The 11,313-nt window shown below is 66.2% G+C and carries 12 protein-coding genes; 9 read left to right on the forward strand and 3 right to left on the reverse strand.

The window, feature by feature from the left end; all coding sequences use genetic code 11:
• The first annotated feature begins 66 nt into the window (after window positions 1–66).
• From moaA to N0K08_RS00480, 5 genes are read left to right on the forward strand one after another with little or no spacing between them, the layout of a single operon-like run.
• Window positions 67–1,203 (forward strand): GTP 3',8-cyclase MoaA, encoded by a 1,137-nt coding sequence (gene moaA / locus N0K08_RS00460; protein ID WP_261498029.1) that lies wholly within the window; start codon window positions 67–69, stop codon window positions 1,201–1,203.
• A gap of 37 nt (window positions 1,204–1,240) precedes the next feature.
• Window positions 1,241–1,867: a molybdenum cofactor guanylyltransferase MobA gene (gene mobA, locus N0K08_RS00465; protein WP_261498030.1), complete on the forward strand. Its 627-nt coding sequence runs from the start codon at window positions 1,241–1,243 to the stop codon at window positions 1,865–1,867.
• Window positions 1,864–3,165 carry a molybdopterin molybdotransferase MoeA gene (gene moeA, locus N0K08_RS00470; protein ID WP_261498031.1) on the forward strand — a complete coding sequence of 434 codons (1,302 nt, stop codon included), beginning with the start codon at window positions 1,864–1,866 and terminating at the stop codon, window positions 3,163–3,165. The genes mobA and moeA overlap by 4 nt, the downstream gene beginning before the upstream one ends.
• 28 nt (window positions 3,166–3,193) lie before the next feature.
• The gene (locus tag N0K08_RS00475; RefSeq protein ID WP_261498032.1) at window positions 3,194–4,486 is read left to right on the forward strand and encodes a sensor domain-containing diguanylate cyclase; all 1,293 of its coding nucleotides are present in this window, start codon (window positions 3,194–3,196) and stop codon (window positions 4,484–4,486) included.
• 42 nt (window positions 4,487–4,528) lie between these two features.
• Window positions 4,529–4,858 (forward strand): thioredoxin family protein, encoded by a 330-nt coding sequence (locus N0K08_RS00480; RefSeq protein ID WP_261498033.1) that lies wholly within the window; start codon window positions 4,529–4,531, stop codon window positions 4,856–4,858.
• A 27-nt stretch (window positions 4,859–4,885) separates the two neighbouring features.
• Here the strand turns inward: N0K08_RS00480 and N0K08_RS00485 are convergent, their stop codons facing one another.
• Window positions 4,886–5,689 carry an IclR family transcriptional regulator gene (locus N0K08_RS00485; protein WP_261498034.1) on the reverse strand — a complete coding sequence of 268 codons (804 nt, stop codon included), beginning with the start codon at window positions 5,687–5,689 and terminating at the stop codon, window positions 4,886–4,888.
• 101 nt (window positions 5,690–5,790) lie between these two features.
• On the opposite strand from N0K08_RS00485, the gene N0K08_RS00490 reads away from it, so the two are divergent.
• Genes N0K08_RS00490 through N0K08_RS00505 form a run of 4 tightly spaced genes read left to right on the forward strand, consistent with a single transcriptional unit; the run spans window position 5,791 to window position 9,944 of the window.
• Window positions 5,791–6,783, forward strand: coding sequence for a tripartite tricarboxylate transporter substrate binding protein (locus tag N0K08_RS00490; RefSeq protein WP_408642880.1), 993 nt, complete (start codon window positions 5,791–5,793; stop codon window positions 6,781–6,783).
• A gap of 22 nt (window positions 6,784–6,805) precedes the next feature.
• A complete protein-coding gene (locus tag N0K08_RS00495; protein ID WP_261498035.1) occupies window positions 6,806–8,314 on the forward strand; it encodes a class I adenylate-forming enzyme family protein in 1,509 nt (502 codons plus the stop codon).
• 14 nt (window positions 8,315–8,328) lie between these two features.
• A complete protein-coding gene (locus N0K08_RS00500; protein WP_261498036.1) occupies window positions 8,329–9,108 on the forward strand; it encodes a citryl-CoA lyase in 780 nt (259 codons plus the stop codon).
• Between the two features lie 8 nt (window positions 9,109–9,116).
• On the forward strand, window positions 9,117–9,944 hold the full coding sequence (locus N0K08_RS00505; protein WP_261498037.1) for an SDR family NAD(P)-dependent oxidoreductase: 828 nt from the start codon (window positions 9,117–9,119) through the stop codon (window positions 9,942–9,944).
• Here N0K08_RS00505 and rnhA read toward each other — a convergent pair whose 3' ends face one another.
• Both rnhA and N0K08_RS00515 read right to left on the reverse strand, forming a co-directional pair.
• Window positions 9,945–10,394, reverse strand: a complete 450-nt coding sequence (gene rnhA, locus N0K08_RS00510; protein WP_261498038.1) for a ribonuclease HI — start codon at window positions 10,392–10,394, stop codon at window positions 9,945–9,947.
• A gap of 158 nt (window positions 10,395–10,552) precedes the next feature.
• The gene (locus tag N0K08_RS00515) at window positions 10,553–11,299 is read right to left on the reverse strand and encodes a class I SAM-dependent methyltransferase (protein WP_261498460.1); all 747 of its coding nucleotides are present in this window, start codon (window positions 11,297–11,299) and stop codon (window positions 10,553–10,555) included.
• Between the last annotated feature and the right edge of the window lie 14 nt (window positions 11,300–11,313).

Here is an 11,313-nt window from a genome sequence, read left to right on the forward strand (position 1 = left end):
CACCCCTGTGGTCGGGCATGCCGTTGACAGGCGCAAGCGGCGCCCGGAATGCGGCAGAATGCCCTTATGGCTGAACGAGTAATCCCCCTGGTAGACCAGCGCGCGACATTTTTGTCGGCGGCTGTGCCGCTGCTGTCCAGCGCCCCTACGGGGCTGCTGCTGGACCAGTTGGGGCGACCCCTGCGCGACCTGCGCATCAGCGTCACCGACCGCTGCAATTTCCGCTGCCAGTACTGCATGCCCAAGGAGGTGTTCGACAAGGACTACACCTACTTGCCGCACAGCGCCCTGCTCAGCTTCGAGGAGATCACGCGCCTGGCCCGCCAGTTCCTGGCCCACGGCGTGCACAAGATCCGCCTCACGGGCGGCGAGCCGCTGCTGCGCAAGAACCTCGAAGCGCTGGTGGCCCAGCTCGCGGCGCTGCGCACCGTGGACGGCTTGGCGCCGGACCTCACGCTCACCACCAACGCCTCGCTGCTGGCGCGCAAGGCGCGCGCGCTCAAGGACGCCGGCCTGAACCGCGTGACCGTGAGCCTGGACGGGCTCGACGACGCCGTGTTCCGGCGCATGAACGATGTGGATTTTCCCGTCACTGACGTGCTGGCCGGCATTGAAGCCGCGCAGGCCGTGGGCTTTGCGCGCATCAAGGTCAACATGGTGGTCAAGCACGGCACGAATGACGACCAGATCCTGCCCATGGCCCGCTTCTTCCGCGGCACGGGCGTGACCCTGCGCTTCATCGAATACATGGATGTGGGCGCGACCAACGGCTGGTGCATGGACGAAGTCCTGCCTTCGGCCCAGGTGCTTGAACGCCTGCAGTCCGAATTCGCGCTGGTGCCGCTGGCACCCGGCAGCACGGGGGAAACCGCCGAGCGCTGGGGCTATGCCAATGCGCTGGGCGAGCATGACCCGCAGCTGGGCGAAGTCGGCTTCATCAGCAGCGTCACCAAGGCTTTTTGCCACGACTGCAACCGCGCCCGACTGTCCACCGAGGGCAAGCTGTTTCTGTGCCTGTTTGCCTCGCAGGGCTGGGATTTGCGCGGCCTGCTACGCAGCGGCGTCAGCGATGCCGATCTGGCCGCGGCCATCGCCCCGCTGTGGCAGGGACGCAGCGACCGTTATTCGGAATTGCGCAGCAGCCTGCCGCCCAGCGCGGCCAGCCCGGGCCGGCGCATTGAAATGAGTTATATCGGCGGTTGACGGCCCGTCCGGGCCGGCCCGCTGCGCCTGCACTCCCATGATTGACCTCCACGACATCACCGGCCTGGTACTGGCTGGCGGCCGCGGCACCCGCATGGGCGGCCTGGACAAGGGCTTGCAGCCTTTTCGCGGCCTGCCCCTGGCCCAGCATGCGCTGCAACGCCTCGCACCCCAGGTAGGCCCCTGCCTGCTCAATGCCAACCGCCACCTGGACCGCTACGCCGAATTCGGCGTCCCGGTCCGGCCCGACAGCCTGGACGGCTACGCCGGTCCCCTGGCCGGATTTCTCACCGGACTGGACCACTGCAGCACCCCCTGGCTGCTCACCGTGCCCTGCGACACGCCGCTGTTTCCACGGGATCTGGCCCAGCGCCTGGCCCAGGCCGCGGCCGCCACGGATGCCGAGATCGTGCTGGCGGCCGGGCCCGAAGCCGACGCCCAGGGCCGGCTGCAGCTGCGCGCCCAGCCGGTGTTCTGCCTGCTGCGGGCCTCACTGCTGAGCAGCTTGCAGCGCTTCACCCAGGCGGGTGGGCGCAAGATCGACGCCTGGACCGCGCAGCATCGCTGCCATACCGTGGCCTTTGACCTGCCCGGCGACGATCCCCTGGCTTTTGCCAATGCCAACACCCTGGACGAGTTGCACGCCCTGGAGCAGACCCCATGACCCTCCCGCCCACCTTGTCCCAGATTGCCGAGCGCCTGCAAGGCTATGACCCCGAGGCCATGGACGTGAACGGCGTGCAGGCCTTTCTGGCCCAGCTGGTACAGCCCCTGCAGGAAAGCGAAACCCTGGCGCTGGACGCCGCCCTGGACCGGGTGCTGGCCCAGGACCTGGTCTCGCCGATCAACGTGCCGGCGCACGACAACTCGGCCATGGACGGCTACGCGTTTGCCGGCCACCAGCTGCGACCCGGCCAGGGCCTGCGGCTGCGCATGGCCGGACGCGTGCTGGCCGGCGCCACCTGGCAAGGCGAACTGCAGGCGGGCGAGTGCCTGCGCATCATGACCGGCGCGGTCATGCCGCCGGGCCTGGACACCGTCGTACCCCAGGAGCTCACCACGCAGGATGCGGACGGCGCCATCCTGCTGGCGCCCGACCTGCTGCAGCCCGGCGCCAACCGCCGCCGCTGCGGCGAAGACCTGCAACAAGGCGCGCTGGCCATGGCCCAGGGCGAGCGGCTGACGCCGGCTGCGCTGGGCCTGCTCGCCAGCCTGGGCCTGGCCCAGGTGCGCGTGCTGCGCCGGCTGCGCGTGGCGTATTTTTCCACCGGCGACGAAATTCTCAGTCCGGGCGAGGCACCGCGTGCCGGCGCCGTCTACGACAGCAACCGCTATACGGTCTGCGCGCTGCTGCGCCGGCTGGGCGTGGAAGTCATCGAAGGCCCGCCCGTGCGCGACGACCCCGCGCAGCTGTCCGCGGCGCTCACGCGCGCTGCCAGTGCAGCCGACGTCGTCATCACCAGCGGCGGCGCGAGCACCGGCGATGCCGACCACCTGCGCCAGCAGTTGCAGCGCCTGGGCGAAGTGGCGTTCTGGCGCATCGCCATGCGCCCCGGCCGGCCCATGGCCGTGGGCCGCCTGGTCAATGGCCAGGCGGGCGACGAAGCCGGCGCCCTGCTGTTCGGCCTGCCCGGCAACCCGGTCGCGGCCATGGTGACCTTGATCGCCCTGGTGCGTCCGGCCCTGCTGCGAATGATGGGCTGCCGCGCTCGCCCCCAGCCCCTGCTGCGCGCGGCCTGCAGCGAAACCCTGCACAAACGCCCGGGCCGCACCGAATACCAGCGCGGCATCGTCAGCACGGCCGCCGACGGCAGCCTGCAGGTACGCACCACGGGCCACCAGGGCTCGGGCGTGCTCAGCTCCATGCTTCAGGCCAACGGCCTGATCGTTCTGCACCATGACCAGGCCACGGTGCAGGCCGGCGATCCGGTCGACGTGCTGATGTTCGACGGCGCCTTCTGACACCACGCCCTAGCACCAGAGCACCGCCATGCACTCCCGCGACGTCCGCCCGCCGCCCATCGCCGCCCCACCGGACCCGCTGCCGGCCCTGCTGCAGCAGGCGATCGACCAGGCGTTCAATGCCGTGATGATCACCGACGCGGGCGAGACCGACCACCGCATCGTCTATGCCAACCCCGCGCTGTGCCGCATGACCGGCTACGCGCTGCATGAGCTGCTGGGACGCGACCCCAGGATGCTGCAGGGCCCGCAGACTTCGGCGCAAGTCATCGCCGAACTGCGCAGTTGCCTCGCCGACGGGCGGTTCTTCAAGGGCTCGACGTTCAACTACCGCAAGGACGGTTCGCCCTATCTGCTGGAGTGGAACATTTCCGCGGTGCGCGACGCCAGCGGCCGCATCACCCACTTCGTCTCGGTACAGCACGACTTGAGCGCGCTGGCCACGGCCCAGGATGCCGCGGCGGTCTTCGCGCGCGCGCTGGACGCGGCCGAAGACGGCGTGCTGATCTGCAATCCCCAGGGCATCATCGAGTTCGCCAACCGGGGCTACGAAAAGATCACCGGCTTCAGCCCCGTGGAAATACTGGGCCACAAGCCCTCCATCGCCCAGTCCGGCCAGCATTCCCCGGATTTTTACGCCACGATGTGGAAGCGCCTGCAGCAAGGCCTGCCGTTTCGCTCGGTTTTCATCAACCGGCGCAAGGACGGCACGGAAGTGCATTGCGAAGAAAGCATCACGCCGCTGCACAACCTGCAGGGCGAGCTGACCCACTATGTCAGCATCCTGCGCGACATCACCGCCAGGGTCATGGCCGACCAGGCATTCCGCGAACAGCTGCAGTACGACAGCCTGACCGGCGCGCTGACGCGCAGCTCCGGCAGCCTGCATCTGGAGAGCGCCGTGGCCCAGGCCCGCGCGCGTGGCGCTGCGCTGTCGCTGGCACTGCTGGACATCGACCATTTCAAGCAGGTCAACGACAGTTTCGGCCACCCGACCGGTGACAAGGTGCTGGCCAAAGTGGCCAGTACCATCGCCTCCTGCCTGCGCTCGGACGACAAGATCATTCGCTGGGGCGGCGAAGAGTTTCTGCTGGTCATGCCCGGCTGCGACGCCAGCAGCGCCGTCGCGACGCTGGAGCGCTGTCGGCGCAGCGTGCAGCAGGCCTGCGACGGCCTGTTGCCCCTGTCCGTGACCCTCAGCGCGGGCGTCGGCCAGGTCGCCCCCGAGCAGGTCTTGTCCGATGCCATAGAGCGCATAGACCAGGCGCTGTACCGCGCCAAGCAGGCCGGACGCAACCAGATCCAGACCGCCGAGCCCTGACCGGCCCCGACGCCCACTTCCAGCATCACCAGGAACCCGCCCATGCCCTACCAGGACCAGCACCTCGCCCAAGCCCCGTCCCTTGAAGCCATCCAGGCACTGCGCGGCAATGCCGTGCTGGAGTTCGGCACCGCCTGGTGCGGCCATTGCCAGGGCGCGCAGCCGCTGATCCGCGACGCGCTGCACCACCGGCCCGACGTGGCCCACGTCAAGGTCGAGGACGGCCCGGGCCGCCCGCTGGGCCGCAGCTATCGCGTCAAGCTCTGGCCCACGCTGGTGTTTCTGCGCGACGGCCAGGAAGTGGGCCGCAGCGTGCGCCCGCAGAACGCGGCCAGCCTGGATGCGGAAATGGCCAAGCTGCCGCGGGATTGAGAGACGCCCGACCTGGCGCCATGGCGGTCAATACGCCGTAAAACCGTTGCTGCGTAGCGCCTGGCGGATGAATCGGACAATCTGCCGCTGGCGGTCCTTGGGCATACGCTCTTCCGTCGTCGCGACACTGATGCCTGCGATGGCATCCCCCGCCTTGTCATACACCGGCATGCCAACGGCAAGCACGCCATGGGTGACATGGTTGCCGATCACGGCCCAGCCGCGTTCGCGTGCGGCTGTCACCATCATCCGCAGACGCTCCGGCGTCATTCCGCGGAAAAGCGGCAAGGCCGCCTCGTTCAAATCGATCACGGCCGTGACATCGCGATCCGACAGTGCCGACAGCAACGCCAGACCTGCAGCCCCCACCCCCAGGGGTTGCCGCGTACCCACCTGGATTTCCAGCACCTGCACGGGATGAACCCCCACCTGGCGGGCAATGCAATGGGACAGGCCGCCGTCACGCACCACGGCAAAGGCGGCATCGCCGCAACTCTTGCTGACCTGGGCCAGAACGGCTTTCAGCTGCACCGTGAGGTCTTCTCGCAGCTGTTTGGGCTGTGCCAAGGCATTCCATCGCGGGCCTGATCCGTAGTGGAAACGTGAAACCAGTCGCACATAGTTCGCCTCCTGCAATGCAGCCAGCAGGCGATAGACGGTAGCCCGCTCCAGGCCGGTCTGCCGGCACAGGCTGACAACGCGCAGCCCTTCCTCAGGGCCCGCCAGGATGGCATCCATGAGCGCCAGGCCCCGTGTCAGCGTTTTGCTTTCATCGACAGGGCAGGGTTTCCCAGAGTGAGTTTTGTCCGCAGGGTGGACGTTTTGCTGCATGAAATTGAAGGTCGCTGGAAATAATCAAGGCCATAGCACGCGCTGCCAGAGGGCTTCAGCACTGTGCCGATTCGAAGCAAAAACCACTCCAAGGAGACACCATGAAGCAAATATTTGAGCGCCGAACTCTCAGCATTGTCGTTTCTTCGGCCATGTTCGCAGCCTTTGCAGCCCCGGCCTTCGCCCAGACCGGAAATGCCTGGCCCACCAAGCCCGTCAAGCTCGTCGTCGGCTATGCGGCCGGCGGCGCCACGGATGTCATCGCGCGTCTCGTGGCCAACAAGATGGGGGAAGACCTGGGCCAGACGGTCGTGGTGGAGAACCGAACCGGCGCCAACAGCAACGTCGGCGCGGAAGTGGTGGCCCGCGCACCTGCCGATGGCTACACGCTCTACGTGTTCACGATTGCCAACACCATCAATGCGTCGCTGTACAGCAAGCTGGGCTATCAGCCGGTCAAGGACTTCGAGCCCATAGGACTCATTGCCAAGATCCCCAACTTGCTGGTGGTCAATCCCAGCCTGCCCGTACACAGCCTGCCCGAGTACATCAAGTTCGCCAAGGAGACGCCCATGGGCATCACCTTTGCGTCCTCCGGCAGCGGCTCGTCCATCCACCTGTCTGGCGAGATGTTCAAGATGAAGACGGGGTTGAACATGCTGCACGTCCCGTACCGCGGCAGCGCGCCCGCGGTCACCGACCTTCTGGGCGGGCAGGTGCAGTCGATGTTCGACAACACGCCTTCGGCCATGCCCCACGTGAAGTCCGGAAAGCTGCGCCCCATTGCCATCACGAGCCGCGAACGCTCGGCCTTGCTGCCCAACGTCCCCACGGTGGCCGAATCCGGATTTCCCGGCTTCGAAGTGCAGTCCTGGTTCGGAATGGCCGCGCCGATGGGCACCTCCCAGCCTGTCATTCAACGCCTGAACACGGCACTCAACAAGGCCCTGTCAGACGGGGACATCAAGCAGCGTCTGGCGGCCATGGTCGCAACCCCGACGCCAGGCACTCCAGACGAGATGCGCAAGTTCGTCGCCAGCGAAATCAGCGCCTGGAATGAAGTCGTCAAAGCTTCGGGCGCCAAGGCGGAATAAGTTTTCCCAGAGGTAAGAAACCATGTATCCCATCGATTTTTTCTGGCGCGCGGCACAGCGCTGGCCGCAGCGCATTGCCATCGACACGCCTGAGCGCGGCATTTCGTACCAGGAGCTGGCCAGCCGCGTCCGTGCCGTGGCCGCCGCCTTCACGCAACTGGACCCGGCGCCCCAGTCGCGCGTGGGCATTTGTGCCACCAACAGCGCGGACCACATCGTTGCCTTGCTGGCGGTGCTGGCTTGCGGCAAGGTGTGGGTGCCCTTGAACCCCAAGAGCACGCCACCGGAGATCCGCCGCATCACCGACACCATCGAGGCCAGCATCCTCGTCGTGGAATCGGACTGCGCCAGCCTCGTTTCCGACGAGACCGCACAGCGCGTGTGGATCGGCGGGAATGACGCACAGGCGATGACATTGGAGAGCCTTTGCCAGCGCCATGCGCAGGCGCCCATGCCCCACTTCGAACTGCCGGACGACGCCACGCAAGCCATCAAATTCACGGGCGGAACCACAGGCACGCCCAAGGGCGTGATGCAGCCATACCGGGCATGGATGGCCAATATCGTGAATCAGATCCAGGCCTGGGAGCTGGACGCGCATGACCGCTATGTCATGGCCGCGCCCATCACCCATGGCACGTCCACGTACATTCTTCCCATCCTGGCCCAGGGCGGTTGTCACGTCATCATGGACGGAACGGGCGCCCAGGCGGTCCAGGCAACGTTCAAGCACCGCGGCGGCACGGTGTGCTTCATGCCGCCGACGCTGGTCTACATGCTGATGGGCCTGCCCGGAGCCTCGCGCGACGACTTTCCGCAGCTCAAGCGCCTGATCTACGGGGGCGCACCCATGCCGCCGGAAAAGGTCCGCGAAGTGCGTGCGTTTTTCGGCCCGGTGCTGGGCACCACCTATGGACAGACCGAAGCACCCCAGATCCTGACCGTGATGCGCTCCGACGATTTCGAGGAGGAATGCAACTGGGCCGCCGTGGGACGCACCACCTGGTTCAGCGACGTCGCCGTGATGTCGCCCGAGGGCCGGATCCTGGACGCAGGGGAAGTCGGCGAGGTGGTCGCCCGCAGTCCGCTGGTCATGACTGGCTACTGGCGGCTGCCGGAAAAGACGGCCGAGACGCTGGTGGATGGATGGCTGCACACGGGCGACCGGGGCATGTTCGATGAGCGCGGCTACCTCTACCTCAAGGATCGCCTGAAGGACATGGTGATCACGGGAGGCTTCAACGTCTATCCCATCGAAGTGGAAAACGCCCTGGCCCAGCACCCCGCAGTGCATGAGTGCGCCGTATTCGGCATCCCGGACGACAAATGGGGAGAAAGCGTACAGGCCGCAGTGCAGTTCAGAACCGGCCAGAGCGCGACGGAGACGGAGCTGGTGTCGTTCGTGCGCGAGCGCCTGGGACCGGTGCAAACCCCCAAGCGCATTCACTTCCACAAAGACCTGCCGCGTTCACCGGTAGGCAAGGTGCTGAAAACCGCCGTGCGCGAAATGGCACTGGCCCACAACGAATAAACAGGAGACAAAACATGACCACCAAGACCATCCCCACGACCAGCCTCTGCACGCACACCCTCACCAGCTTGACCTATGGAGACTCCAACCTGGTGGAGGATCTGATGGGCAAGAAGACGTTCACCGAAGTGATGCTGATGCAGATTCTGGGCCGCACGCCGCGCCCGGTGGACTTGCGCATCACGGACGTCGTGCTCATCGTGTTGATGGAGCACGGCCTGACACCGAGCGCCATCGCCGCGCGGCTGATTTACATGAGCGCGCCGGAAAACCTGCAAGGCGCGGTGTCCGCGGGCCTGCTCGCCGTTGGCAGCTCTTTTGTGGGCACCATGGAAAACTGCTCCAAGCTGCTGGATCGCATCCTCGCCGCCCCGGATGCCGACGCCGAAGCGCAGGCCATCGCGCGGGAATACAAGGCACTCAAGAGCCCGGTGCCCGGCTTCGGCCACCATCTGCACAAGCCGGTCGACCCGCGTGCCTACAAGCTGCTGGAAATGGGCAAGGCCGAGCATGAACTCCAGGGCCACCGCATTCGTGCGCTGGAGACGCTGTCCAAGGCGGTGGATGAGGCCGCCGGTCGGGCCATCACCCTCAACGCCACCGGCGCAGTGGCGGCGCTGCTGGGTGAAATCGAAGTTCCGACCAATGTCATGCGCGGCTTTGCGGTGATCTCGCGTGCTGCCGGGCTGGTGGCCCACATCGTGGAAGAACAGAACAATCCCTCGGGCCGCTTCATCTGGGATACGGTCGAGCATGCGATTCCTTTCGTGCGCCCTGGCGCCAAGCAGGAGTGAGCCCCGCCATGAATGCCCCCACCCCATCCGTCCCGGGATTGCCCACCGATCTCTCGGGACGCATCGTCGTCGTGGCCGGCGGGGGTTCCGTGGCGCCCGGCTGGAGCATAGGCCGCGCGGCCTGCCTCACCTATGCCCGCCTGGGCGCTCAGGTGTGCGTCCTGGATCGCGACCATGCATCCGCCCAGGAAACCGTGCGCCTCATCCATGAGGAAGGCGGGCAGGCTTGCGCCTACGAAGCGGACATGGCGGTGGAAACCGATATCGCGCAGTGCTTCGCGGACATCCACGGGCGTTTTGGCCAGGTGGATGTGCTGCACCACAACGTGGGCATCGGCAAGACCGGCGGCCCCATGGAAACCAGCGCGGAGGATCTGGACCGCATCCATGCTGTCAACGTCAAGAGCCTGATGCTCTCCTGCCAGCAGGTGCTGCCCGGCATGGTCCAAAGACGCAGTGGCGCCATTCTTTCCATTGCCTCCGTGGCGGGCATCAGCTATGTGGGCTATCCGCACCTGGCCTACAGCACCACCAAGGCCGCCGTGATCCAGATGACGCGGATGATTGCCCAGCAATACGCACCCTACGGCATACGTGCCAACACGGTGGTACCCGGGCTGATCGACACGCCACGCGTGGCGGCGAACGTCGCCCATATGTTCTCGCAAAACCTCGATGAGGCGAAAGAGGCGCGAGCCAGGCAGGTGCCGCTCAACCGCATGGGCACCGCCTGGGAAGTGGCGCAAGCATGCGCATTCCTCGCATCCGACGCGGCCAGCTACATCACTGGCACGGAACTTCTGGTGGATGGAGGACTGACAGGGAAATATGCCTGATCAGCGCCGGCCCATGGCCTTTTCCACGCCCATATTGGCCAGCGCATCGGCGCGCTCATTGCCCGGGTCGCCGGCGTGGCCCTTGACCCAGCGCCAGTCGATGCGGTGGCCGCCATTGGCGACCAGTTCATCCAGCCGCTTCCAGAGCTCGACATTCTTCACCGGCTCCTTGGACGCCGTGCGCCAGCCCTTGGCCTTCCAGCCATGAATCCATTCGGTGATGCCCTTGAGCACGTACTGGCTGTCGATGAACAGGGTCACGTCGCAGGGCCGCTTGAGCGCGGACAGCGCCTCGATCACGGCCTGCATTTCCATGCGGTTGTTGGTCGTACCCATCTCGCCGCCAAACAATTCTTTCTCCATCGCACCGGCACGCATCACAACGCCCCAGCCACCCGGTCCGGGGTTGCCCTTGCAGGCACCATCGGTATAGATCACAACTTGATTCAACGTTCTTTCCTTTAAAACTATTCATGGTGCTCGCACCATCCGCAGCCCCTAAAACCGGCATGTCCCAGCATGGAGACATCGAGCAAGGGCCGCCCCGCAGCGAGGATGTCGTTCCCCTCAGGGGGAAGACGCGTAGCGGCTCCGGGGGTACTTCAACACTATCTGCGGTGAACCAGCGGCGCCGATGCGCCAGCCGGCTGCTGCCGCTGACGCCAGGCCGGCCCCATCAGCCGCATGCCAGGCACGCGCTTGATGGCCACCACGCAATAAACGCCCCCGAGTATGGGCCAAGCGCGCTCGCCCAAAGCGTCCATCCAGCCCCAACGTTGATGCCACTGCGCGGATTGCACTGCCGGCCGGTGGCAACCGAACTCCACGGCCTCCACATCCAGCGCCAGCAGACGCAGCCAGTCGCGCAAGCGCCAGTAACCGATGGCGCTGCGTGCATCCGGCAAGCGGGTGCTGCGTGGCGCCAGCGCCGACTGCATTCCCCACCAGCTGGCAGGGTTGATACCGCAGATCACCACCCGCCCTTCGGGCACCAGCACGCGTGCGACTTCGCGCAGCGCGCCGTGCGGATCTTCCGTGCGTTCCAGGGTGTGTGGCAGTACCAGCAGGTCCAGACTGGCTTCGGGGAAAGGCAGGGCCGCGGGTTCGAGCACGGCCTGGGTGGTCCAGGAGGCATGCTCAGGATCAGGCGCGCGCAGCGCCCATGCAGCGGCTTCAGCGGTCGATTCGACCGTCAGCCAACGATGGGGCATGCGGTTGGCGCGCAAGCCCTGTAGCATAGGAAGACCCAGCTGCAGGCTGTGGTAGCCAAACACATCCGCCACGGCCTCGTCACAGCGCTGCTGCTCCCAGTCGAGCAGGTAGCGCCCGGTAGGGGAATTGAGCCAGTGGTGCATCCCTATAATTTTGT

Origin of the sequence: Acidovorax bellezanensis (assembly GCF_025421555.1) — a bacterium.
GTDB lineage: Bacteria > Pseudomonadota > Gammaproteobacteria > Burkholderiales > Burkholderiaceae_C > Comamonas > Comamonas bellezanensis.

Coding starts and splice junctions, on each gene's coding strand:
- moaA (WP_261498029.1), top strand. CDS start 67: ATGGCTGAACGAGTAATCCCCCTGGTAGACCAGCGCGCGACATTTTTG.
- N0K08_RS00475 (WP_261498032.1), top strand. CDS start 3,194: ATGCACTCCCGCGACGTCCGCCCGCCGCCCATCGCCGCCCCACCGGAC.
- mobA (WP_261498030.1), top strand. CDS start 1,241: ATGATTGACCTCCACGACATCACCGGCCTGGTACTGGCTGGCGGCCGC.
- N0K08_RS00480 (WP_261498033.1), top strand. CDS start 4,529: ATGCCCTACCAGGACCAGCACCTCGCCCAAGCCCCGTCCCTTGAAGCC.
- N0K08_RS00515 (WP_261498460.1), bottom strand. CDS start 11,299: ATGCACCACTGGCTCAATTCCCCTACCGGGCGCTACCTGCTCGACTGG.
- N0K08_RS00485 (WP_261498034.1), bottom strand. CDS start 5,689: ATGCAGCAAAACGTCCACCCTGCGGACAAAACTCACTCTGGGAAACCC.
- N0K08_RS00505 (WP_261498037.1), top strand. CDS start 9,117: ATGAATGCCCCCACCCCATCCGTCCCGGGATTGCCCACCGATCTCTCG.
- N0K08_RS00490 (WP_408642880.1), top strand. CDS start 5,791: ATGAAGCAAATATTTGAGCGCCGAACTCTCAGCATTGTCGTTTCTTCG.
- moeA (WP_261498031.1), top strand. CDS start 1,864: ATGACCCTCCCGCCCACCTTGTCCCAGATTGCCGAGCGCCTGCAAGGC.
- N0K08_RS00495 (WP_261498035.1), top strand. CDS start 6,806: ATGTATCCCATCGATTTTTTCTGGCGCGCGGCACAGCGCTGGCCGCAG.
- N0K08_RS00500 (WP_261498036.1), top strand. CDS start 8,329: ATGACCACCAAGACCATCCCCACGACCAGCCTCTGCACGCACACCCTC.